The organism is Bacillus sp. JUb11, from assembly GCF_024807925.1.
Taxonomy (GTDB): domain Bacteria; phylum Bacillota; class Bacilli; order Bacillales; family Bacillaceae; genus Bacillus; species Bacillus altitudinis.
Map to the genome: position 1 here is coordinate 477,775 of NZ_JANUEZ010000001.1, position 22,384 is coordinate 500,158.

Genomic DNA, 22,384 nt, shown 5'->3' on the forward strand with positions numbered 1-22,384 from the left:
TTTGCTCTTGACGCAGAGACGACAGAGCAAGCCATCAGAGCGATTACGTGATCGAATTTGCCTGTCAACCTCTTCTCTCTTATTAGAAGAGGTTTTTTTATGTGCTCAAACTGGAAAAACGAAAAAAGACACGTCATAATATAGGTAATCATCATATTTAGAGGTGGCATATGACGAAAATTTTTGCACATAGAGGCTTTAAAGGAAACTATCCAGAGAACACCATGATTGCCTTTGAGCACGCACTCCATTCTGGAGCGGATGGGATTGAGCTTGATGTTCAGCTCACCAAAGACGGCAGACTAGCTGTCATTCACGATGAAAAGCTGAACCGAACGACCAATATGAAAGGGTTAGTGAAAGACTATACATATGAAGAGTTAAAAAGAGGAGATGCCAGTCATTCTTTCTATGAAGAAACGGGTGCGGTCTCCATTCCTCTTTTAGAAGAAGTATTAAAGCTAGTGACGCAGAGATCATCCTTTATGATCAACATTGAATTAAAAAACTCTATTTATCGATATCCAGGGATTGAAGAAAAAGTAAAAGAGCAAATTGAGCACTTTCAAATAGAGGATCGAGTGATTGTCTCATCATTTCATCACGGCAGCTTAGCTCTTTTTCACAAGCTGATGCCGCACATTGAACTGGCGGTCCTCACGATGGATGTGATTCATCAGCCGGACATGTATTTAAAAACAATCCCGGCAAAGGGCTACCATCCGAATATAAAGGGCGCTGGGGTGACAAAAGAAGTAGTAGCCGCTCTCCATGCGGACCAACAAGTGATTAGACCGTTTACTGTAAACAGTGAGAAGCAAATAAAAAATATGTTGAGATTGGGTGTTGATGGAATCTTTACTGATTTTCCTGATCGAGCCGTCAAAATAAGAGAAGAAATGAAATAAAGACCCGCTATCAACAGCGGGTCTTTTTCATGATTACCTTTGCTTAAAACGAGTTGTTACTTTATTTCGTTTACGGTCCCTATATAAAATAAATCCTGCAACAACGTAAAGACCTCCCCCTAAAAATAACAACCCTGCAATTCCTTGCAGCCATAAATATGGAAATGGTGCAATGATGATGCCGAAAACAGTGTCACGCAGCAGCTTAATGCCAAGTGCTGCAAAGGCTCCAGGTATTAAAATAATCACTAATGCCAGTATTCTCCCCATCAAATGTCCCCTTAAACGTCATTTACTTCCATTGTCTAATTCAAAAAATATTTTGTCAAGAAAGGAAAACGTGGTAATATAGGTGTTGTGCAATTTTTTGCAACGGAAAAATATGGTGTGCAAAATTTTTCATATAAAGGGGTAACGGGATGCAGAGAGTCTTGATTGTCGGTGCAGGACAAGGTGGATCAGCACTGCTTGAAACATTGCTGAAAACAAATACGGTTCAAATCATTGCGATCGCCGACCTTGATCTCGAGGCACCGGGGATGGATGAAGCGAAAAAGAATGGAATTGAGACGACGACGGATTGGAAAGAATACATAAAAGATGACATTGATATCATCATTGAAACCACAGGCAGTTCTGCTGTACTGAAAGAATTAATTGAACAAAAACCAGAGCATGCTGTGATTGTGCCAAGCTCGATGGCATACGTCATTTCAGAATTAATGGCAGAGAAACAACAGCTCATTCAAATATTGAAGGAACAAACCTATAAACATGACCGCATTTTTAATGCAACGAACGATGGCATGATTTTTATTAATATGGATGAAGAAGTGGTCCTGTTTAATCGATCGGCTGCCAAAATGGTGGGGTGTTCGCAAAAGGATGCGATTGGCCGTCACATTCGAGAAGTGATTCCGAACACGAAACTTCCCGATATATTAAGGTCAAGGGAGCCGGAATTTAACCAAAAGCAATTTTTGAATCAGCAAATTCAAATTGTGACCACCCGTCTGCCGATTATTGATGACGCGGGGAGAATGTTAGGTGCATTATCTATCTTTAAAGACATTACAGATGCGGTGGAGCTTGCGGAGGAAGTAACGAACCTCAAAGAAGTAAGAACGATGCTTGAGGCTATTATTCAATCATCAGATGAAGCCATATCGGTTGTCGATGAGCAGGGGAAAGGTATTTTGATCAACCGTGCTTATACGAAAATGACTGGTTTAACGGATAAAGAGGTCGTGGGTAAACCAGCAGGAGCTGATATTTCCGAAGGGGAAAGCATGCACTTAAAGGTGCTTGAAACAAGAAGACCAGTTCGAGGCGTCAGAATGAAGGTTGGTCCAAATAAAAAAGATGTCATCGTCAATGTAGCACCTGTTATTGTTGACGGCATTTTAAAAGGCAGTGTCGGGGTCATTCACGATGTATCCGAAATTCAATCATTGACGAATGAATTAAATAAAGCAAGGCAGCTCATCCGAACACTTGAAGCAAAGTACACATTTGAAGACATTATTGGAGAAAGTGAACAAATGCTTGTCGCACTTGAGCAGGCAAAGCTGGGTGCAAAAACGCCGGCAACCATTTTACTCCGCGGAGAATCAGGTACTGGGAAAGAGCTGTTTGCGCATGCCATTCACAATGAAAGTGATCGCAAGTACAACCGCTTTGTCCGTGTCAACTGTGCTGCCTTATCAGAAACTCTTTTAGAGTCAGAACTGTTTGGCTACGAGGAAGGAGCGTTTTCTGGTGCGAGGCGCGGAGGGAGAAAAGGGCTGTTTGAAGAAGCCAATCACGGCAGCATCTTTTTAGATGAAATTGGTGAAATGACGCCAAGTACACAAGCGAAATTGCTGCGTGTCATGCAGGAAAAAGAAATTGTTCGGGTAGGCGGAACGAAAGCGATACCGGTCGATGTGCGTGTGATCACAGCGACAAATGTCAATATTGAAAAGGCGATGGCAGAAGGGAAGTTCAGAGAGGATTTATATTATCGAATGAACAGATACCCGATATCGATCCCACCGCTCAGACAGCGTCTTGAAGATATTGAATCATTAAGTAAACGCCTCATCCAGAAGATCAATTTAGACTATGGGCGAAACGTCAGCGGCTTAACAGATCGTGCGCTTAATAGACTTCGATCATATAGCTGGCCAGGCAACGTGAGAGAGCTTGAAAATGTGCTTGGACGAGCGATGATCTTTTTGAATCCGCAAGAAGAATGGATCGATGAAGCGCATATCGCCTTCATGGAGTCAGACGAGCATGAGGAAAAAGAGCAGCAGGAACTGGCTGTTAGTCAGTTTGAGGGGGAGACGCTCTCAGATGCAGTAGAAGCATTTGAAGCGCAGCTGATCAAACAAACCCTTGAAAAACATCAATTCAATCGCACAAAAACAGCGAAAACGTTAGGGATCAGCATTCGAAATCTTTACTATAAAATGGATAAGTATCAGCTTGCAAAAGATAGCATGCAGTAACATGCACGTAAACTGCAAAGAATTGCATGATTTCTTTGCGAAAAGGCTAATTTTTCACACATTTCAAGCTGGCACGGAACTTGCATATAAAAAGAGGAACCGAGCACAAGGAAAGGTGGGCAAGTATGAAGCTTGACGATCTGATTATCAAAGCCTCGCAGCTGCAGAATAAAACAGCGGCTGTGGCTCATGCAGAAGACGAAGAAGTGCTTCATGCCATCAAAATGGCAATCGAACGAAAAGTCGCTCGCTTCCTGCTGGTTGGAAACAAACGCAACCTAAAGGAGCTAGTCAAACAGCATGAGATTAATGAAGACTGGATAGATATTATTCATTCAGATTCACCCGAAGAATCTGCCAAAATTGCCGTTCAGGCAGTAAGTGAAAATCATGCAGATATTCTCATGAAGGGTCATGTCCCGACAGCCGTACTGTTAAAAGCTGTCCTAAATAAAGAATATGGACTTCGGACAGCGAGTGTCCTTTCACATGTTGCTGCCTTCGAAGTACCGGGCTTTGACCGTTTTATCTATGTGACGGACTCTGCGATGAACATTGCGCCTGATTTAAATATGCTGAAAGAAATTACGGTGAATTCCGTTCAAGTCGCACAAGCTGTCGGAAATGATATGCCCAAAGTGGCGGTATTATCAGCGGTAGAAGTCGTAAACCCAGCGATGGATTCGACGCTCACAGCTGCAAGCCTTGCGCAAATGAATCGAAGAGGTCAAATTTCTGGCTGTCTGATTGATGGGCCGCTTGCTTTAGATAATGCCATTTCTCAAACGGCAGCTTCTCATAAAAATATTACGAGTGATGTGGCTGGTCATGCAGATATTTTGCTTGTGCCAACCATTGAAGCAGGCAACATTCTTTATAAATCTCTCATCTACTTTGCTCATGCAAAAGTGGGAGCTGTGGTGGCAGGAGCGAAAGCACCGATTGCTTTAACAAGCCGGTCTGATTCAGCTGAAAGCAAGCTCTATTCAATTGCACTTGCCATCTGTACATCTAATTAAGCGAAAGTATTAGGAGGAATAGAAAATGGAACTTTTTAAATATATGGAACGATACGATTATGAACAGCTTGTATTTTGTCAGGATGAACAGTCTGGTTTAAAAGCCATCATTGCCATTCATGATACAACACTTGGGCCGGCACTCGGCGGAACAAGAATGTGGACATATGAAAATGAAGAAGCAGCTATCGAAGATGCCTTGCGTCTTGCGAGAGGTATGACTTATAAAAATGCGGCGGCAGGGCTTAACCTTGGCGGCGGTAAAACGGTCATCATTGGTGATCCGAGAAAAGAAAAGAATGAAGAAATGTTCCGTGCTTTTGGCCGTTACATTCAAGGATTAAATGGCCGTTATATCACCGCTGAAGATGTCGGTACAACGGTAGAAGATATGGATCTTATCCATGAAGAAACAGACTTTGTCACAGGCATCTCTCCTGCATTTGGTTCTTCAGGAAATCCATCTCCAGTGACTGCTTACGGTGTATATAAAGGGATGAAAGCAGCTGCAAAAGCAGCATTCGGTACAGATTCATTAGAAGGAAAAACAATTGCCGTTCAAGGTGTTGGAAACGTGGCTTACAACCTATGTAAACACCTGCATGAAGAAGGCGCACAGCTCATCGTCACTGATATCAACAAAGACTCAGTTCAGCGAGCTGTAGAAGACTTCGGTGCAAAAGCGGTAGACCCTGATGATATTTATGATCAAGAATGTGATATTTACGCACCATGTGCACTCGGTGCAACCATTAACGATGTGACAATTCCTAAATTAAAGGCAAAAGTCATCGCAGGTGCAGCGAATAACCAGCTGAGAGAAACACATCATGGAGATCTTATTCATGAAATGGGCATTGTGTATGCACCGGATTATGTGATCAATGCAGGCGGTGTGATTAACGTTGCAGATGAGCTTTATGGCTATAATGCAGATCGTGCAATGAAAAAAGTAGAAGGCATTTACCAAAACATTGAGCGAGTGATTGAAATCTCTAACCGTGATGCCATTCCAACTTATAAAGCGGCAGACCGATTGGCTGAAGAGCGAATTGAAAGAATGCGCAAATCAAGAAGCCAATTCCTGCAAAATGGTCAACATATTTTAAGTCGTCGCTAAATGGATGAATGAGTTGAAACGGAGGTTTTGTTTTTGCTGACAAAAGAATGGCGTATTCTCACTATTAATCCTGGCTCTACTTCAACAAAAATCGGTGTGTTTCATAATGAACGATCTATTTTTGAAACGACATTAAGACATACAGATGAGGAAATCAAGCAGTTTCCTCATATCATTGATCAATTTTCATTCCGCAAAGAAACCATTTTGAAAACACTGCATGAACAGGGGATGAACATCTCAAAGTTTGATGCAGTTTGCGCACGCGGTGGTCTTCTTCGTCCGATTGAAGGTGGCACATATGAAGTAAATGAGCAAATGGTTGAAGATCTAAAAGAAGGGTATGCTGGCCAGCACGCCTCTAATCTAGGCGGAATTATTGCCCGAGAAATTGCACTTGGCCTTAACATTCCAGCTTTTATTGTTGATCCCGTAGTCGTAGATGAACTACAGCCGATTGCTCGTATTTCAGGACTGCCAACAATTGAGCGGAAAAGCATTTTTCATGCGTTAAATCAAAAAGCAGTCGCAAGAAAAACGGCTGCTTCGTTTGGAAAGCGTTACGAAGATTTGAACATGATCATTACCCATATGGGCGGCGGAATTACGATTGGTGTACATCAAAAAGGAAAAGTCATTGATGTGAATAACGGTCTTCATGGCGAGGGTCCTTTCAGCCCAGAGCGGGCAGGTACTCTTCCAACAGGTGACCTTGTTAATTTATGCTTTTCTGGTGAATATTCACAAGAGGAAATGCTCAAACGCATTATTGGCGAAGGCGGTCTTGCGGGCTATCTTGGTACGACAGATGCAGTAAAAGTAGAGCGCATGATTGAAGCAGGCGATGAGCGTGCGGCGCTTATTTATGAAGCGATGTGCTATCAAATTGCCAAAGAAATCGGTGCGGCTAGTGCGGTTTTAAAAGGAGCTGTTGACGTCATTGTGTTAACAGGTGGCCTTGCGTACAGCAAACAAATTACGTCAAGCATTAGAGGATACATTGACTGGATTTCAGATGTTGTTGTGTACCCAGGTGAAAATGAATTGCAATCCTTAGCAGAAGGGGCGCTTCGCATTTTAAAAGAAGAAGAATCACCAAAAGAATACCCAAATGATCAAAAGGCGGAGAAAGGAGTGACAAGTCATGGCAACTGAATATGACCTCGTCATTCTTGGTGGAGGCACAGGCGGCTATGTAGCGGCCATTCGTGCCTCTCAACTTGGATTGAAAACAGCAGTCGTAGAAAAATCAAAGCTCGGTGGAACATGTCTTCATAAAGGCTGTATCCCATCTAAAGCGCTTCTTAGAAGTGCAGAAGTCTATCAAACGGTCAAACGTGCCGCTGATTTTGGCGTTGAAGCAAGCGGAATTGCCTTACAATTTGCCAACGTACAAAAAAGAAAAACAGAGATTGTCGACAAATTAGCAGGCGGCGTCAAACACTTAATGAAACAAGGGAAAATTGATGTATACGAAGGAATAGGCCGTATCCTAGGCCCTTCGATCTTTTCGCCAATGCCAGGCACCATCTCGGTAGAAATGGCGAATGGTGATGAAAATGAAATGCTGATTCCAAAGCAGGTCATCATTGCGACTGGGTCAAGACCGCGCGTCCTGCCTGGGCTTGAAGCGGATGGAACACACATCCTTACATCAGACGAAGCACTTGAACTGCAAGAACTCCCTCAGTCCATGCTGATTGTCGGCGGAGGCGTGATTGGGATCGAATGGGCTTCCATGCTTAACGATTTTGGCGTAAAAGTCACAGTGATCGAATTTGCAGATCGCATTTTACCAACAGAGGATCAAGATATTTCTAAAGAAATGGAAAAGCTTTTAACGAAAAAGGGCATCACCTTAGTGACAAATGCGAAGGTTCTGCCAGATACTGCCGAAAAGCACGAGAATCTCGTCAAGATCCAAGTCGAACAAGGTGGAGACACTCAGTCGTTTGAAGCAGAGAAACTGCTTCTTTCAGTTGGCCGAGTGCCAAACGTGGAAGGCATAGGACTTGAAAACACAGACATCCAGACAGAAAAGCAAGGCATTGTCGTGAATGAGCATTATCAAACGAAAGAGTCGCATATTTACGCAATAGGTGATGTCATTGGCGGTCTTCAGCTGGCACATGTCGCATCACATGAAGGCATGATTGCAGTGGAACATATGGCTGGTCAAGATCCAAAGCCACTTGATGAAACGCTCGTGTCTAAATGTGTTTACTCTCACCCAGAAACCGCTAGTGTTGGACTGACTGAACAGGCGGCAAAAGAGCAAGGCTACGAAGTCAAGATTGGGAAGTTTCCCTTCATGGCCATCGGAAAAGCGCTTGTATTTGGAGAGTCTGATGGATTTGTCAAAATCATTGCTGACCAAAAGACAGATGATATCTTAGGGATTCATATGATTGGTCCTCATGTAACAGATATGATATCTGAAGCTGGATTAGCCAAAGTACTAGATGCAACTCCGTGGGAAGTGGGACAGACGATCCACCCGCACCCAACCTTGTCAGAAGCAATTGGCGAGGCAGCACTGGCTGTTGACGGAAAGGCGATCCATTTTTAATCAAGGAGGGAAACATGATGAGTAACATGCGTCATCAGGAATTAGGATTATCAGATGAACAAGCGATTGACATATATAGAACCATGCTTTTAGCAAGAAAAATTGATGAACGGATGTGGCTTTTAAACCGTTCTGGAAAAATTCCATTCGTCATCTCTTGTCAAGGACAGGAAGCGCAGCAAGTCGGTGCCGCTTTTGCCCTCAATAGGGAAGAGGATTACGTTTTACCTTATTACCGTGATATGGGGGTTGTCCTTGCATTCGGGATGACGGCGAAAGATTTAATGATGTCTGGTTTTGCGAAAAAAGACGATCCAAGCTCAGGGGGGAGACAGATGCCAGGTCATTTTGGGCAAAGATCAAACCGAATTGTGACTGGATCATCACCTGTGACAACACAGGTTCCTCATGCGGTTGGCATCGCACTTGCCGGGCGTCTAGAGCAAAAGAATTTTGTTAGCTTTGTCACGTTCGGTGAAGGCTCTTCAAACCAAGGAGACTTCCACGAAGGCGCCAACTTTGCTGCGGTGCATAAGCTGCCTGTTATTTTCATGTGTGAAAACAATAAGTATGCGATTTCTGTCCCGTATGACAAACAAGTGGCATGTGAGCGTATTTCAGATCGTGCAATAGGGTACGGAATGCCTGGTGTGACGGTTGATGGAAATGATCCGCTTGAAGTGTATGCAGCGGTCAAAGAAGCGAGAGACCGTGCGGCAAGAGGCGAAGGCCCAACATTGATCGAAACCATTTCTTACCGGTTAACTGCGCATTCAAGTGATGACGATGATTCTAGCTATCGAGAAAAAGAAGAAGTGCTCGAAGCAAGAAAGAAAGATCCGCTCATTCAATATGAAACGTACTTAATCGAAGGAAATGTCATGACTTCTGAAATGAAAGAAGAGATGACAAAAGAAATCATGCAAATCGTAAACGAAGCCACTGATGAAGCGGAAAACGCAGCTTATGCCGATGCAGAAAGCGCACTTCGTTACGTGTATGCGGAGTAAGGGGGAAGAAAAATGCCTGTAATGTCATATATAGACGCTATTACACTAGCGATGAAAGAAGAAATGGAGCGAGATCCGAAAGTGTTTGTGCTCGGAGAGGATGTCGGGAAAAAAGGCGGCGTATTTAAAGCGACAGCGGGTCTTTACGAGCAATTTGGAGAAGCGCGCGTCATGGATACACCTCTTGCCGAATCAGCGATTGCAGGTGTAGGTATTGGGGCTGCTATGTATGGAATGCGTCCGATCGCGGAGATGCAATTTGCGGATTTTATTATGCCAGCCATCAACCAAATCATTTCAGAGGCTGCAAAAATTAGATATCGTTCCAATAATGATTGGAGCTGCCCAATGGTCATTCGTGCTCCTTACGGGGGCGGCGTACACGGGGCGCTTTATCATTCACAATCGGTCGAAGCCATTTTTGCCAATCAGCCAGGCTTAAAGATTGTGATGCCTTCTACACCTTATGATGTCAAAGGGTTGTTAAAAGCCGCAGTGCGTGATCCAGATCCTGTATTGTTCTTTGAACACAAACGTGCATACCGTCTCATTAAAGGAGAAGTGCCTGAAGAGGATTATACGCTCCCTATTGGAAAAGCGGATGTGAAACGAGAAGGCGATGACATTACGGTCATTACATATGGCCTTTGTGTTCATTTTGCCCTCCAAGCAGCAGAGCGCCTTGCGAAGGACGGAATTTCTGCTCATATTCTCGATTTACGTACAGTGTACCCGCTTGATCAAGAAGCGATTATTGAAGCGGCATCAAAAACAGGGAAAGTACTCTTGTTAACAGAAGATACAAAAGAAGGAAGCATCATGAGTGAAGTAGCTGCCATCATTTCAGAGCACTGCTTGTTTGATTTAGATGCGCCAATTAAACGTCTAGCAGGACCTGATATCCCTGCAATGCCTTATGCACCGACAATGGAGAAATTCTTCATGGTTAATCCGGATAAGGTAGAAGCTGAAATGAGAGAACTAGCGGCGTTTTAAGAAAGAGGAGGGTTTCAAAGTGGCAACTGAACAAATGAAAATGCCTCAGCTTGGTGAAAGTGTAACAGAAGGAACCATTAGCAAATGGCTCGTTTCACCTGGCGATCATGTGAATAAATACGATCCGATTGCGGAAGTCATGACAGATAAAGTAAATGCAGAGGTTCCGTCATCCTTTACAGGAACAATCACTAAACTAGCGGCTGCAGAGGGTGATACACTTCAAGTAGGAGAAGTGTTTTGTGAAATTGAAGTAGAAGGCAGTGCGCAGCAGAGTGCGAAAGCCGAAGAGGCGCCTGCGCAAGATGAAGCACCAGAACCTGACCAAACAAATGTGGATCAGAGTCAAAAGAAACGATACTCTCCGGCAGTCCTGCGTTTAGCAGATGAACACGGAATTGATTTAACGGCTGTTCAAGGAACGGGAGCTGGCGGCAGAATCACAAGGAAAGATTTGCTGAAGCTTATCGAAAGTGGAGGCGTAAAAGAAACGGCAGCACCTGTGAGTGAAGGTACGGGTCAAACAGAACCTGCGCAACCGTCACAAGCAAAAGCGGCTCCTTCCATCTCTTCAATGCCTGGAGATGTTGAACTGCCGGTCACGCCGATTAGACAGGCGATTGCCGCAAACATGCTAAGAAGCAAGCATGAAATTCCACATGCCTGGACGATGATGGAAGTGGATGTGACAAACCTTGTGACAAGAAGAAATCAGCTAAAAGATCAATTCAAAGCAAAAGAAGGCTTTAATTTGACGTTCTTTGCATTCTTTGTCAAAGCAGTGGCTCAGGCCTTAAAGGAATTCCCTGAAATGAACAGCATGTGGGCTGGTGATAAAATTGTTCAAAAGAAAGCGATCAATGTCTCCATTGCTGTTGCGACAGATGACGCTCTTTTTGTCCCAGTGATCAAAGATGCGGATGAGAAAACGATTAAGGGAATTGCTAAAGAAATACATGAACTTGCTTTCAAGGTCAGACAAGGCAAACTGAAGCAAAGTGACATGGAAGGCGGCACTTTCACTGTGAACAACACAGGATCATTTGGTTCGGTTCAATCAATGGGGATTATTAACTATCCGCAAGCAGCCATTTTACAAGTAGAATCTATTGTAAAGCGCCCGATGATTGTAAATGGAATGATTGCCGCAAGAGATATGGTGAATCTTTGTCTTTCATTAGATCATAGAGTACTCGATGGTCTTGTATGCGGTAGATTCCTGCAAAGAATCAAACAAATTCTTGAAGGCATTGACGAAGAGACGTCCGTCTATTAAGCTCATTTATATGTCCCCTTCTCACAATGAGAGGGGGATTTCCATATCAATCAGAAAGGAGCGATGAGATGTCTGGACTAGATTTTTTTGCTTTTCTTACGATCGGTCTGATGTTTATCACAGCCATTGCGTTCGCTTTTCTTCGGTATATTTCCAAATCACGCAATCATCCTGAACGCTTACTGCTCATCATATCGATCGTTTCAATCATTCAAATCGCCTATTGCTTGTTGATAATAGGAGGATTTAAAGGAGTCGCCAATAGTTTATTAGGCATTTCCCTTCTGATAGGTACACTGCTAGGGTATGCACTTGAATATTTATACAGACGCTATATCAAAAAAACGCCCGCATCGAAATGATGCAGGCGTTTTCTTTATTCTGCCGGAACGATAAAGGTCAAATGCTGTTTTAATACTTCAAGGGAAGAAGGAGCGGTCATGTATACTTCACCATCTGTATCTGCATCCATTTCCTCTTTAGTATGAATATGAATGCGGGATGCTTGTATAAGAGACAGGTCACCTTTAAAATCCTCTAGCTCTTCGCGGTTCATTGAAAAAATCTCTTTTAAAGCAGAGAAACTCGTATTTCTGCAAATTAAAATTTCGGCTTTTCCATCATCAATTGAAGCATTTGGAAGATCTAATTTATTTGTACCGATAAAGTGCCCATTCATGACAAGGACAATCACAGCTTCTTCTTCCCAGTTTTCCTCTTCGGTTTCAATGCGTACGTAGAAAGGTTCTGTCTGCTGAAGGGTTCGAAGAGCGCTCGTGAAGTAGCTGATTTTTCCGAGGACAGCTTTTTCTTTATCATTAATATTGTTTGAGGTATCTGCGATGAGACCAATCCCCCAAAAATTTAAAAGGTATCGATCCTCTGCTTTGATTAAATCGACCTTTTTTTCAGTGCCATCTATCACCATTTGAGCGGCCTTTGGCATCTGCTGAGGGATGCCCAGCGTTCTAGAAAAGTCATTGCACGTCCCGCCAGGTAAGATCGCTACAGTCGGCCTTTTTTCTAAACCGCCAATTCCATTCATACATTCATGGACGGTTCCGTCTCCGCCTAGTATAATCAGCAATTCAACCGACTCATCCATTTCACGGCAGAAATGATAGGCATCATTCGGCTGTTTTGTAGGCTTAAGGATGAGTTCATCAATATGTAAAGAAAGAAGAGGTACTGTTTGACCTAGTGTTTTTTCCATGTTTTTTTGTCCAGCATTTCCGTTATAAATGAGTATCGCTTTTTTGAATTGTGCCATCACGCAGTTCTCCCTTTCATCACTTTACTATCACTTTTCCCCAATTCCACAGGTCATAAACGACGTTTGAAAAAAGTGAAGGGGGCGAAACAAGACATTTGCCCGCCGGCGTTTTCCTTGATATGATGTAGTTAAAATGGTTTGGTACGTAGAAGGAGTGGACGGTTATGAATATTGATTTTAATTTATTTATGAATGATATTGTGAAACAAGCACGAGAAGAGATTAAACAGGCAGGTTATACGGAACTGACAACAGCTGAAGAAGTCGATGAAGCGCTGACGAAAAAAGGAACGACACTTGTCATGGTGAATTCAGTGTGCGGCTGTGCAGGCGGTATTGCTAGACCAGCGGCTGGTTATTCTGTTCATTACGATAAGCGTCCAGATCAATTGCTCACAGTGTTTGCTGGACAGGACAAAGAAGCAACCGCAAGAGCACGTGAATACTTTGAAGGTTTCCCGCCATCTTCACCATCATTTGCTCTATTAAAAGACGGGAAAATCATTAAAATGGTCGAACGTCACGAAATCGAAGGACATGAACCGATGGAGGTGGTGTCAAAACTTCAAGCCGCTTTCGATGAGTATTGCGAAGAAGTGTAACATGTTACTTTTGAATGAATCATTTAGAGGCAGTCCGGTCTTTTGATCGGTCTGTTTTTTTTGTTTTATATGACATACGAATCAAAATAATTTTAGCAAAATACTATTGCATATCAAAAAGAAAGTGTTTAAAATACATTATAGTGAATAAATATTCAAATCTACTCATGATTTTAAATACTAGGAGGCATTATCATATGAAAAAGTGGTTATTATTACTTATGACAGCTGGTCTTGCAGCTGCATTAGCAGCATGCGGAACTTCTTCTAATAATTCAAACGCATCAGGAGACGACAAAACACTCATTATGGCGACTTCAGCAGATTATCCGCCATTTGAATCAAAAGACGGTGATAAAATTATCGGTTTTGATGTCGACCTTGCTACAGCTCTAGCGAAAAAGAACGGCTATAAGCTAGAAATTCAAGATATGGACTTTGCAAGCCTCGTGTCAGCTCTTAAAACAAATAAAGCTGATATTGTGCTTGCAGGCATGACACCTACTGAAAAGCGTAAAAAACAAGTTGATTTCTCAGATGTTTACTACAATGCTGAAAACTTGGTTGTATCAAAAAAATCTAGCGGTATAAAAACAGAGAAAGATTTAAAAGACAAAACGGTTGGCGTTCAATTAGGTTCTATCCAGCAAGATGAAGCAAACGGATTGCAAAAGAAATATAACTTAACGGTTGAAGATCGTAATAAAATCTCTGATATCATTCAAGAAATTAAAGCAGGCCGTTTTGATGCAGCCATTATTGAAGATAAAGTAGCGGCTGGCTACTTGAAAAAGGAAAAAGATTTCCAAGCATTTGGATTGAATAGCTCAAACGAAGGTTCAGCCATTGCATTCAAAAAAAATAGCGACTTAACAGCGAAATTCAATAAATCATTAAAAGAAATGAAGGATAATGGCGAACTTGATAAACTCATTAAAAAATGGTTTGCTGATGAAAAGTAAGTCAGGAAAAGGATCAGCGTCATTCATGAAAATCAAGTAGAAAGCGCTGAAAAGTTCAACATGTGTTGAACTTTTTTCCTGTTTATTCTTTGATTTTATCTGAAGGAAAAAAGGAGAATATCATGATGGATTTTAAAGAAGTAATACCTCAGATGCCCTTTATTTTAGAAGGTCTTAAAGTAACGCTTTCTATTGTTGTGGTATCACTGTTCCTTGGTTTTATTTTAGGGATCTTATTAACGCTCTGTAAAATTAGTGTATTTAAGCCGCTTATCTGGCTAGCCGATTTTTATACGTCAATCTTCCGAGGCACACCGCTTGTGCTTCAGCTTTTGATTATTTATTTTGGTCTTCCGCAGCTGCTCGGCTTTCAAATTGATCAATACTGGGCAGCTGTAGCCGCCTTTTCACTAAACTCGGCGGCGTACGTTTCTGAGATCATTCGTGCGGGAATCAATGCCATTGATAAAGGGCAAAAAGAAGCAGCCGTTGCTTTAGGTATCCCGTATGCTAAAATGATGAAGGACTTATTGCTTCCGCAAGCATTCAAAAATATTTCCCCAGCACTAGTGAACGAAACGATTACACTGACAAAAGAATCCGCGATTGTCACAGTCATTGGACTGGGCGATGTCATGAGACGAGCCTATCAAGCAGGTGCCGTCACCTATAACTATCTTGAACCGCTTATTTTTGCGGGTCTCATCTATTATGTCATCGTGCTTATTCTTACCTTCGTCGGCAAATCGGTGGAAAGGAAGTTAAAATCAAATGATTAAAATAGAGAAACTCACAAAATCTTTCGGTAAAAATGAAGTGTTGAAAGGGATTGATACCACGATTAAAGAAGGCGAAGTGGTAGCTGTCATCGGGCCGTCTGGTTCAGGAAAATCAACATTTCTTCGCTGTATTAACTTACTTGAAAAACCGACTTCTGGAGTGATTACGATTCAGGGGACGGAAATTACCAATCCAAAAACAAATGCACTAAAAGTGCGCGAAAATATTGGTATGGTGTTTCAACATTTTCACTTATTCCCGCACAAAACAGTGCTAGAAAATATTACGTATGCGCCAATGAATGTGAAGAACCAATCGAAGGAAGACAGCATCAAGCAGGCAGAGGATCTTTTAAAAAAGGTCGGACTTTTAGAGAAAAAAGATGATTATCCGAACCGGCTGTCAGGTGGTCAAAAGCAGCGTGTCGCCATTGCACGTGCCCTTGCGATGACACCAGACATCATGCTTTTTGACGAGCCGACGTCTGCTCTTGATCCAGAAATGGTAAAGGAAGTATTAGAGGTCATGAAAGAGCTCGCTCAATCTGGGATGACGCTGATGATCGTCACACATGAAATGGGCTTTGCAAAAGAAGTGGCAGACCGTGTGATTTTTATGGATGATGGGAAAATTGTAGAGGATGCAAATCCTGTAGAATTCTTTGAATCTCCGTCTTCACAGCGTGCTCAAGATTTCTTGCAAAAAATATTATAATGAAAAAAACGAGGGGGAGACTTAACATCTCCTTCTTTTTTTGATTATAATGGGGAAAGTAAAAAAAGTTCATCATTTCACAAAAGTAGACAGAAAAGAGTGAATCACATCATGTTTAAAATCGGCTACCGAACGCTGAAAACAGCATTAGGAACAGCTCTAGCCATTTACATTGCACAAATGCTCGGTCTGCAAAACTATTCAGCTGCCGGCATTATTACGATCCTTTGTATTCAGGTGACGAAAAAAAGGTCACTCCTCGCATCTGGGGCCCGCTTTGCTGCATGCAGTCTTGCCATCTTATTTTCTTATTTGTTTTTTGATCTGATTGGGTATCATCCTTTCGTCATTGGACTGATGCTGCTCGTCTTTATTCCAACAACGGTCTTACTTCGGATTAAAGAAGGGATTGTCACAAGTTCAGTGATTATCCTTCATTTGTATATGTCTGGAGGCATTACGCTTCATCTCATCTGGAATGAGCTTTTACTCATCACCATTGGTGTAGGGGTCGCACTCATTATGAACCTGTATATGCCTAGCGTTGATAAAAAGCTGAAACAATACAGTGAACAAATTGAAGCGAATTTTGCGAAAATCTTTGAAGAAATCGAGCAATATTTAATGACCGGAAAACAAGACTGGACAGGAAAAGAAATTCCAGAGACGCATCAATTGATTAAAGAAGCGAAAGCTCTTGCATACCGTGATGTTGAAAATCATGTCTTAAGACATGAAAATCTCTATTATCATTATTTCAACATGAGACAAAAGCAATTTGAAATCATTGAGCGTGTGCTTCCGAAAATTACGTCCATATCTGTTACAACGGAGCATGGGCAAATCATTGCAGAATATATTAGAGATTTACGAGAACATATTCACCCAGGGAACACGGCGCATAAGTTCTTAAGACGCCTGATTGATATGAAAGAAGAGTTTGATGCACTGCCGCTTCCGCAAACACGTGAAGAATTTGAAGCTAGAGCCGCACTCTTTCATTTCCTCGGGGAAATGGAACAATATTTGGTGTTGAAAAGTTATTTTAAAGGGATGAAAGAATAAAGACGCATGAGTTCCTCCTTCATTGGTCAATCTAATGAAAAAGGAGGAGCCTATGCGTCTTTTATTTTATACTGTGCTGACCATGTCCCTTTCACCCATCTGGCCGCTCGGGCAAAACCCGCTTCCAGGAGATCCGTATGTCATTATTAATAAACAAACGAACGAGCTTGCGTATATTGATCATGGGAAAATTCAAAAAGTCTACCCGGCTTCTACTGGCAAAACAGCTGATTTAACGCCGGAAGGTGAATTTACGATTATGATCAAAGCGAAAGATCCTTATTACAGAAGAAAAAATATTGAAGGTGGCGCGAAGAATAACCCACTCGGCCGAAGGTGGATTGGATTTGATGCTCGAGGAACCGACGGGAGAACCTATGGCATTCATGGAACAAGTGATGAGACATCGATAGGGAAATTTATTACGGCAGGCTGTGTACGTCTTCATAATCAAGATGTAGAACGGCTATTTGATCAGCTTCCAGTTGGTACAAAGGTATGGATCACGACATCAAGCGATGCATTTGAAAAGCTGGCCAAAGACAAACAGGCCATTCGTTAAATAAACGAATCACCTACTTGTCTGCTTTTTTTCAACACTTTATAAAAAGGCTGCCGCTCCTGCTAAAAGTGAAGAAATCAACAGTAAGCTAATCATGAGCAATACCATAAATTTCATGAATTTCTGAGACATATCGCACCCCTATAATCAAATGTTTTTGCGACGAGCGCACCTTTCTTTATTCTAGCTCGTTTTTACGCAGGCGACAAGTGATGTACAAAGGAAGTGAACGGATGAATCAAATCGATCATATTGCTATTGCCGTTTTTTCTATTCAAAAAACAGCACGTACGTTCTTTAAGCTGTTTAACTGGGAATTTTCAGACATAGAAGTACTTCCGAATCAAGGGGTCAAGGTATCTTTTGCTTCCCTAGGTGATCTGCACATTGAGTTGATTGAACCGATGTCGGATCACAGCACATTACATACCTTTTTAATAAAAAGAGGAGAGGGGCTTCATCATATTGCATTAAAGTCAGGTGACATTCAGGCTGATCTCAGTCAACTTGACGAGCTCGGTGTACAGCTCATTCAAAAGGACGCACAAAATGGTGCGAACGGAAAGCGCATTGCGTTTATTTCACCCAAAGAAACGTCAGGTGTGCTAATTGAATTGTGTGAACCTTTGAAAGGAGAGAAACAGGAAGATGCATGAATCGTTCAATGACTTGTCTGAATGGCGCGAGAAAGCTTTAAGGGGAGGCGGTGAAAAACGAGCAGCGGCTCACCGAAACAAAGGAAAGCTGACTGTTCGTCAGCGGCTTCATGAACTTCTTGATGAAGGCAGCTTTATGGAAATCCAGTCATTTGCTAAAGGCTCCCGTTCAGAACATTTAGGGGATGGCGTTGTCACTGGGACGGGACTGATTCATGGGAGACAAGTAGGCGTTTATGCACAAGATGCGACCGTGTACGGGGGTTCGCTAGGGGACATGCATGCGAAAAAAATAGCGGCTTTAATGGATTTGGCTGCTAAAAATCAAATGCCTGTTATCGGTCTAAAAGACTCAGGTGGTGCGAGAATTCAAGAGGGTGTGGTATCATTAGAGGGATACGGTCAGATTTTTAAACGGAATGTGCTGTACTCTGGTCAAATTCCGCAAATATCCGTTATTTTAGGCTCCTGTGCGGGAGGTGCAGTATATTCACCTGCATTGACGGATTTTGTATTCATGACGGAGCAAACAGCTCATATGTTTTTAACTGGTCCGAAAGTGATAGAAAAAGCAACAGGAGAGACGGTCTGTCCTGACCGACTTGGAGGTGCAGCGGTTCAGCATCAAACAAGCGGGAATGTGCACTATACAGGGAAAGATGAGAGAGACGTGTTAAAAGCAGTTCGAACGCTTTTAACGTACATACCAACGAAACGACGGCCTGTCATTCATCGTAAGGTGCAAAAGCATGATGCGAGCGATCTTGGGGACATCTTGCCAAAGGAGCCATCACGTACTTATGATGTCAAACAAGTGGTGACAGCGATCACCGACCACGGCTCATTTTTTGAAACGCAGCGTTGTTTCTCCAAAAATATCGTCACAGGTTTTGCCAGATTACAAGGGTCTTCCATTGGTCTTGTAGCCAATCAGCCTAAGGTGCTGGCAGGAAGCCTTGACCTCAATGCTGCTGATAAAGCGGCTCGGTTTATTCGATTTTGCGATGCATTTCATATTCCCATTTTAACCCTTGTGGACGTTCCTGGTTTTTTGCCAGGTGAGAAAGCTGAGCATGCAGGCATTATCCGCCACGGCGCAAAGCTTCTGTATGCGTACGCTGAGGCGACCGTTCCAAAGATCACTGTGATTTTGCGAAAGGCATTTGGCGGTGCATACGTTGCGATGAATAGTAAGGGCTTAGGTGCTGACTTTGTGTATGCATGGCCAGAGGCAGAAATTGATGTCATGGGAAAATCGTTTGCAGACGAAATTGTTCATCCTGCTTTGCGTGAGGTGGACAATGAACCTAGTGTCATGAAGGCAGCACAATTAGGATTAATCGACGATATTTTAATGCCAGATGAAACGAGAGAGCGGCTCATTCGCTCATTTGACCTGCTTCGCAGTAAGGAAGAAGATAGACCGTTAAAAAAGCATGGAAACATGCCGCTATAAGAGGAGGAACATCATCATGATCAATGAGAAACGCTTATTAGACGAATTTTTAGAACTTGTTCAAATCGATTCAGAAACGAAACATGAAGAAAAAATTGTTGAAGTCCTAAAAGAGAAATTTACTGGTTTAGGGCTTAATGTAGTCGAAGATGATTCAAAAGAGACAACCGGTCATGGAGCAGGCAATCTTATTTGCACACTTGAAGGGAATCAAGAGGCAGATACGATTTATTTTACTTCTCATATGGATACAGTTGTACCAGGTAATGGTGTCAAGCCAGTCATTGAAGACGGTTATGTCAAGACAGATGGCACAACCATTCTTGGTGCTGACGATAAAACAGGGCTTGCTGCAATGTTTGAAGCGATCCGTGTCCTAAAAGAGAAAAATGTACCGCATGGCAAGATTGAATTTGTCATTACAGCTGGTGAAGAATCAGGACTTGTAGGAGCAAAAGCGTTAGATCCGAAACTGATGACAGCAAAATATGGTTATGCGCTTGATTCAGATGGCAAGGTCGGTACCATCATCGTGGCTGCGCCAACACAGGCGAAAGTACGTGCAACCATTTACGGAAAAACAGCTCACGCAGGTGTGGCACCTGAAAAAGGCGTCTCTGCGATTACGATTGCATCAAAAGCGATCGCGAGCATGCCGCTTGGCCGTATTGATGAAGAAACAACGGCGAATATCGGCCGCTTTGAAGGCGGAACACAAACGAATATTGTCTGTGATCAAGTGGATATTTTGGCAGAGGCACGTTCTTTAGAACCGGCAAAAATGGAAGCGCAAGTAGCGAAAATGAAAGAAGCCTTTGAAAAAACCGCTAAAGAAATGGGCGGAAGTGCCGATGTACAAATTGACATCATGTATCCAGGCTTTAAATTCTCACACGGCGATCAAGTCGTTGAAGTGGCGAAAAAAGCGGCTGCGAAAATTGGCCGTCCTTCAGAACTACAGACAAGCGGGGGAGGCAGTGATGCAAACGTCATTGCTGGAAACGGCATCCCGACCGTCAACCTAGCTGTTGGATATGAAGATATTCATACGAAAAATGAAAAAATGCCGATTGAAGAATTAGTCAAGACAGCTGAAATGGTTCTCGCCATTATCGAAGAAACGACAAATCCATCGTAAAGGCAGGAGACTCTGTGAGCACGCAAAAGATCATTATTTTCCAAGTGGGACAAGAGGATTTTGGTATCAGCGTAGAACATATACGCTCAATTGAGAAGGTCCCTTATTTACAAGAAGTATCGAACCTTCCAAAAGAGATTAAAGGACTCATGTCGTTAAGAGGAGAGGTCATTCCAGTCAGTGACACAGGTGTCATGCTGCACGGAAAACCTCTGGATGTAACCGAACAGTCTAAGGTTCTACTATTTGAATTAAACGATCAAATGATTGGCTGCCTTGTTTCTGATGCAAAAGATATCATTGATATCGAGCTAAGTGAGATCAAGCCATTTCATATGAACACAAAAGCATCTGAATATTTCTTCGGCGTCGTTGAGAGAGAGAGCAAGATGATTTTACAAGTGGACCCTAATAAGTTTCTAGGGAAAATTGAGGATCTTGATCAATTGCCTGAGCGATTGAAAGAGGAATTAGCATAAACAAAGGCCCCTTATCCATGGATAAGGGGTCATTTTGCGTGCCGGAGCTCACGCATCTTTTATTTGTTGCGCTCTACAGAAGACAAATAAAGCCCCCTTATCATGTTCGGGTAAGGGGGCTATAATTTATTCAGCAGCTGGGTTAATTGGATCGTTTGCCGCAGCTTTTGTTTTTGATTTTTGGTACATCACATTTAAAATAATTGTTTGAATGGTGAGTAAAAGTCCACTTGTCATCCAATATAAAGGAAGAGCAGCGGGAGCATTAATTGATAGAAACAGCATCATGACTGGGAAAATCATGCCCATGATTTTTGCTTGTTTCAGTGCGGCTTCTGTTTGGGTGCCTGATTGCTTTGCGAATTTTTGTGTGACATAAAATTGCAAGAAATACATGGCCCCTGCAAAGATCGCCACCAAAAGATCAGTTTGTCCTAAGTTAAACCATAAGAACGAATGTGTTGCGATCTCAGGTGTTGAGCGGATTGCTGAGTAAAAGCCAAGAACAATTGGGATTTGAATCAGCATCGGCAGACAGCCCATTGCCAGCGGGTTCACATTGTTGTCTTTATATACTTTCATCATTTCCATTTGCAGTTCTTTTTGTTTTTCAGGTTCTTTCGTTTTTTTCAATTTGCTTTGTATTTGGTCAATCTGAGGTTTAACGAGTGCCATTTTCTCTTGCATCACTCTCTGCTTTTTAAATTGGTTTGCAAAAAGTGGGAAAATAAGCAGCCGGACAATCAATGTCACGAACATAATAGATAAACCGTAGTCATCATGAAAAAAGTTCGCAAGCCAAATAATCAACTCAGAAAAAGGCTGAACAAAATAATGATGGAAAAACCCATCAGAGCTTGTATTTGTTTGCGCACTTGCAGCAAATGCCGGTGACGCTACCATCATAAAAAATAAAGTCGTACAAATAGTTAATAAACGTTTCAATTCGTTTCCTCCTCAATAATAAAATCTAATAAGAGAGAGGAAGCGAATGGTCTTCATCATCATTTGATGATCTTTTCATTCGAATGACTTTACTAATCCAAGTTGTAATGCGATCATATATGATAAACAGAAAGTCTGTTCGATTCAAACAAGATGCATCCAACTCTTCTAAACGATGTCCTCCGAGGTGCTCGTTCATTCGGCAGTCTTTTAATAAGAAGGCAATACCGATGGCGGTCAGCGCTGGAAGAATAATCGTAAAGAATTCAACAAGGAAAAAGACTTCATTGAATGTATCAATAATCATGATTATCACATCCATTTCATTACTCACAGTGTACTATACACCATATGAAATGTCT

Annotated in this window: 25 protein-coding genes; 20 read left to right on the forward strand and 5 right to left on the reverse strand. The window is 42.3% G+C overall.

The window, feature by feature from the left end:
* Positions 1 to 170 precede the first annotated feature (170 nt).
* A complete protein-coding gene (locus M2369_RS02495; RefSeq protein ID WP_259253358.1) occupies positions 171 to 908 on the forward strand; it encodes a glycerophosphodiester phosphodiesterase in 738 nt (245 codons plus the stop codon).
* 33 nt (positions 909 to 941) lie between these two features.
* Here M2369_RS02495 and M2369_RS02500 read toward each other — a convergent pair whose 3' ends face one another.
* Positions 942 to 1,178 carry a DUF2627 domain-containing protein gene (locus M2369_RS02500; RefSeq protein WP_017357960.1) on the reverse strand — a complete coding sequence of 79 codons (237 nt, stop codon included), beginning with the start codon at positions 1,176 to 1,178 and terminating at the stop codon, positions 942 to 944.
* A 149-nt stretch (positions 1,179 to 1,327) separates the two neighbouring features.
* Here M2369_RS02500 and M2369_RS02505 point away from each other — a divergent pair, with 149 nt between their 5' ends.
* The 9 genes from M2369_RS02505 (at position 1,328) to M2369_RS02545 (ending at position 11,752) form a co-directional block, all read left to right on the forward strand.
* Entirely contained in the window at positions 1,328 to 3,400 is a 2,073-nt protein-coding gene (locus tag M2369_RS02505; protein ID WP_113767105.1) for a sigma-54 interaction domain-containing protein, read from the forward strand.
* Between the two features lie 125 nt (positions 3,401 to 3,525).
* Positions 3,526 to 4,419, forward strand: coding sequence for a phosphate butyryltransferase (yqiS, locus tag M2369_RS02510; protein WP_008342231.1), 894 nt, complete (start codon positions 3,526 to 3,528; stop codon positions 4,417 to 4,419).
* Positions 4,420 to 4,444: 25 nt separating this feature from the next.
* Positions 4,445 to 5,539 carry a branched-chain amino acid dehydrogenase gene (gene bcd, locus M2369_RS02515; protein WP_024718888.1) on the forward strand — a complete coding sequence of 365 codons (1,095 nt, stop codon included), beginning with the start codon at positions 4,445 to 4,447 and terminating at the stop codon, positions 5,537 to 5,539.
* A 33-nt stretch (positions 5,540 to 5,572) separates the two neighbouring features.
* Complete coding sequence (gene buk / locus M2369_RS02520) at positions 5,573 to 6,694, forward strand: butyrate kinase (RefSeq protein ID WP_017357958.1); 1,122 nt, start codon at positions 5,573 to 5,575, stop codon at positions 6,692 to 6,694.
* Entirely contained in the window at positions 6,684 to 8,108 is a 1,425-nt protein-coding gene (lpdA, locus tag M2369_RS02525) for a dihydrolipoyl dehydrogenase (protein WP_113767104.1), read from the forward strand. Before buk ends, lpdA begins: the two co-directional genes overlap by 11 nt.
* Positions 8,109 to 8,125: 17 nt before the next feature.
* Positions 8,126 to 9,118 carry a thiamine pyrophosphate-dependent dehydrogenase E1 component subunit alpha gene (locus M2369_RS02530; protein WP_039165916.1) on the forward strand — a complete coding sequence of 331 codons (993 nt, stop codon included), beginning with the start codon at positions 8,126 to 8,128 and terminating at the stop codon, positions 9,116 to 9,118.
* A gap of 12 nt (positions 9,119 to 9,130) precedes the next feature.
* Positions 9,131 to 10,114, forward strand: a complete 984-nt coding sequence (locus M2369_RS02535; RefSeq protein ID WP_007501148.1) for an alpha-ketoacid dehydrogenase subunit beta — start codon at positions 9,131 to 9,133, stop codon at positions 10,112 to 10,114.
* A 19-nt stretch (positions 10,115 to 10,133) separates the two neighbouring features.
* A complete protein-coding gene (locus M2369_RS02540; RefSeq protein WP_058336665.1) occupies positions 10,134 to 11,390 on the forward strand; it encodes a dihydrolipoamide acetyltransferase family protein in 1,257 nt (418 codons plus the stop codon).
* Between the two features lie 68 nt (positions 11,391 to 11,458).
* Positions 11,459 to 11,752 (forward strand): YesK family protein, encoded by a 294-nt coding sequence (locus M2369_RS02545; RefSeq protein WP_259253362.1) that lies wholly within the window; start codon positions 11,459 to 11,461, stop codon positions 11,750 to 11,752.
* A 14-nt stretch (positions 11,753 to 11,766) separates the two neighbouring features.
* Here the strand turns inward: M2369_RS02545 and M2369_RS02550 are convergent, their stop codons facing one another.
* A complete protein-coding gene (locus M2369_RS02550; protein ID WP_058336666.1) occupies positions 11,767 to 12,660 on the reverse strand; it encodes a YegS/Rv2252/BmrU family lipid kinase in 894 nt (297 codons plus the stop codon).
* A gap of 167 nt (positions 12,661 to 12,827) precedes the next feature.
* Here M2369_RS02550 and M2369_RS02555 point away from each other — a divergent pair, with 167 nt between their 5' ends.
* The 6 genes from M2369_RS02555 to M2369_RS02580 all read left to right on the forward strand — a co-directional run bounded on the left by M2369_RS02555 (position 12,828) and on the right by M2369_RS02580 (position 17,348).
* Entirely contained in the window at positions 12,828 to 13,265 is a 438-nt protein-coding gene (locus M2369_RS02555) for a BrxA/BrxB family bacilliredoxin (protein WP_007501138.1), read from the forward strand.
* A 197-nt stretch (positions 13,266 to 13,462) separates the two neighbouring features.
* Positions 13,463 to 14,227, forward strand: a complete 765-nt coding sequence (locus M2369_RS02560) for a transporter substrate-binding domain-containing protein (protein ID WP_008342238.1) — start codon at positions 13,463 to 13,465, stop codon at positions 14,225 to 14,227.
* 125 nt (positions 14,228 to 14,352) lie between these two features.
* Complete coding sequence (gene artQ / locus M2369_RS02565; protein ID WP_081105433.1) at positions 14,353 to 15,006, forward strand: arginine ABC transporter permease ArtQ; 654 nt, start codon at positions 14,353 to 14,355, stop codon at positions 15,004 to 15,006.
* Positions 14,999 to 15,721, forward strand: a complete 723-nt coding sequence (artM, locus tag M2369_RS02570; protein WP_008342240.1) for an arginine ABC transporter ATP-binding protein ArtM — start codon at positions 14,999 to 15,001, stop codon at positions 15,719 to 15,721. Before artQ ends, artM begins: the two co-directional genes overlap by 8 nt.
* Before the next feature lie 111 nt (positions 15,722 to 15,832).
* The gene (locus M2369_RS02575) at positions 15,833 to 16,786 is read left to right on the forward strand and encodes an aromatic acid exporter family protein (protein ID WP_007501130.1); all 954 of its coding nucleotides are present in this window, start codon (positions 15,833 to 15,835) and stop codon (positions 16,784 to 16,786) included.
* A gap of 52 nt (positions 16,787 to 16,838) precedes the next feature.
* Positions 16,839 to 17,348: a L,D-transpeptidase gene (locus M2369_RS02580; protein ID WP_008342241.1), complete on the forward strand. Its 510-nt coding sequence runs from the start codon at positions 16,839 to 16,841 to the stop codon at positions 17,346 to 17,348.
* Between the two features lie 39 nt (positions 17,349 to 17,387).
* Here M2369_RS02580 and prli42 read toward each other — a convergent pair whose 3' ends face one another.
* Entirely contained in the window at positions 17,388 to 17,480 is a 93-nt protein-coding gene (gene prli42, locus M2369_RS02585; protein WP_017357951.1) for a stressosome-associated protein Prli42, read from the reverse strand.
* Positions 17,481 to 17,581: 101 nt separating this feature from the next.
* Between prli42 and mce the strand changes: the two genes are divergently transcribed.
* Genes mce through M2369_RS02605 form a run of 4 tightly spaced genes read left to right on the forward strand, consistent with a single transcriptional unit; the run spans position 17,582 to position 21,077 of the window.
* On the forward strand, positions 17,582 to 18,004 hold the full coding sequence (gene mce / locus M2369_RS02590; RefSeq protein ID WP_135009225.1) for a methylmalonyl-CoA epimerase: 423 nt from the start codon (positions 17,582 to 17,584) through the stop codon (positions 18,002 to 18,004).
* The gene (locus M2369_RS02595) at positions 17,997 to 19,460 is read left to right on the forward strand and encodes an acyl-CoA carboxylase subunit beta (protein ID WP_259253365.1); all 1,464 of its coding nucleotides are present in this window, start codon (positions 17,997 to 17,999) and stop codon (positions 19,458 to 19,460) included. Before mce ends, M2369_RS02595 begins: the two co-directional genes overlap by 8 nt.
* Before the next feature lie 16 nt (positions 19,461 to 19,476).
* Positions 19,477 to 20,598: a tripeptidase T gene (locus tag M2369_RS02600; protein ID WP_035390776.1), complete on the forward strand. Its 1,122-nt coding sequence runs from the start codon at positions 19,477 to 19,479 to the stop codon at positions 20,596 to 20,598.
* A gap of 14 nt (positions 20,599 to 20,612) precedes the next feature.
* Positions 20,613 to 21,077: a chemotaxis protein CheW gene (locus M2369_RS02605; protein ID WP_024718901.1), complete on the forward strand. Its 465-nt coding sequence runs from the start codon at positions 20,613 to 20,615 to the stop codon at positions 21,075 to 21,077.
* 126 nt (positions 21,078 to 21,203) lie between these two features.
* Here M2369_RS02605 and M2369_RS02610 read toward each other — a convergent pair whose 3' ends face one another.
* Positions 21,204 to 22,022 (reverse strand): membrane protein insertase YidC, encoded by an 819-nt coding sequence (locus M2369_RS02610; protein ID WP_396126098.1) that lies wholly within the window; start codon positions 22,020 to 22,022, stop codon positions 21,204 to 21,206.
* Positions 22,023 to 22,047: 25 nt separating this feature from the next.
* Entirely contained in the window at positions 22,048 to 22,329 is a 282-nt protein-coding gene (locus tag M2369_RS02615; protein ID WP_008342247.1) for a hypothetical protein, read from the reverse strand.
* Between the last annotated feature and the right edge of the window lie 55 nt (positions 22,330 to 22,384).

Excerpts from the sequence above, each read along its gene's own strand:
- M2369_RS02615 (WP_008342247.1), bottom strand. The coding sequence starts at position 22,329 with ATGATTATTGATACATTCAATGAAGTCTTTTTCCTTGTTGAATTCTTT.
- artQ (WP_081105433.1), top strand. The coding sequence starts at position 14,353 with ATGGATTTTAAAGAAGTAATACCTCAGATGCCCTTTATTTTAGAAGGT.
- M2369_RS02535 (WP_007501148.1), top strand. The coding sequence starts at position 9,131 with ATGCCTGTAATGTCATATATAGACGCTATTACACTAGCGATGAAAGAA.
- M2369_RS02560 (WP_008342238.1), top strand. The coding sequence starts at position 13,463 with ATGAAAAAGTGGTTATTATTACTTATGACAGCTGGTCTTGCAGCTGCA.
- M2369_RS02555 (WP_007501138.1), top strand. The coding sequence starts at position 12,828 with ATGAATATTGATTTTAATTTATTTATGAATGATATTGTGAAACAAGCA.
- M2369_RS02545 (WP_259253362.1), top strand. The coding sequence starts at position 11,459 with ATGTCTGGACTAGATTTTTTTGCTTTTCTTACGATCGGTCTGATGTTT.
- M2369_RS02550 (WP_058336666.1), bottom strand. The coding sequence starts at position 12,660 with ATGGCACAATTCAAAAAAGCGATACTCATTTATAACGGAAATGCTGGA.
- prli42 (WP_017357951.1), bottom strand. The coding sequence starts at position 17,480 with ATGTCTCAGAAATTCATGAAATTTATGGTATTGCTCATGATTAGCTTA.
- lpdA (WP_113767104.1), top strand. The coding sequence starts at position 6,684 with ATGGCAACTGAATATGACCTCGTCATTCTTGGTGGAGGCACAGGCGGC.
- M2369_RS02495 (WP_259253358.1), top strand. The coding sequence starts at position 171 with ATGACGAAAATTTTTGCACATAGAGGCTTTAAAGGAAACTATCCAGAG.
- mce (WP_135009225.1), top strand. The coding sequence starts at position 17,582 with ATGAATCAAATCGATCATATTGCTATTGCCGTTTTTTCTATTCAAAAA.
- M2369_RS02575 (WP_007501130.1), top strand. The coding sequence starts at position 15,833 with ATGTTTAAAATCGGCTACCGAACGCTGAAAACAGCATTAGGAACAGCT.
- M2369_RS02600 (WP_035390776.1), top strand. The coding sequence starts at position 19,477 with ATGATCAATGAGAAACGCTTATTAGACGAATTTTTAGAACTTGTTCAA.
- M2369_RS02580 (WP_008342241.1), top strand. The coding sequence starts at position 16,839 with ATGCGTCTTTTATTTTATACTGTGCTGACCATGTCCCTTTCACCCATC.
- M2369_RS02500 (WP_017357960.1), bottom strand. The coding sequence starts at position 1,178 with ATGGGGAGAATACTGGCATTAGTGATTATTTTAATACCTGGAGCCTTT.
- yqiS (WP_008342231.1), top strand. The coding sequence starts at position 3,526 with ATGAAGCTTGACGATCTGATTATCAAAGCCTCGCAGCTGCAGAATAAA.
- M2369_RS02505 (WP_113767105.1), top strand. The coding sequence starts at position 1,328 with ATGCAGAGAGTCTTGATTGTCGGTGCAGGACAAGGTGGATCAGCACTG.
- M2369_RS02530 (WP_039165916.1), top strand. The coding sequence starts at position 8,126 with ATGAGTAACATGCGTCATCAGGAATTAGGATTATCAGATGAACAAGCG.
- M2369_RS02595 (WP_259253365.1), top strand. The coding sequence starts at position 17,997 with ATGCATGAATCGTTCAATGACTTGTCTGAATGGCGCGAGAAAGCTTTA.
- artM (WP_008342240.1), top strand. The coding sequence starts at position 14,999 with ATGATTAAAATAGAGAAACTCACAAAATCTTTCGGTAAAAATGAAGTG.
- bcd (WP_024718888.1), top strand. The coding sequence starts at position 4,445 with ATGGAACTTTTTAAATATATGGAACGATACGATTATGAACAGCTTGTA.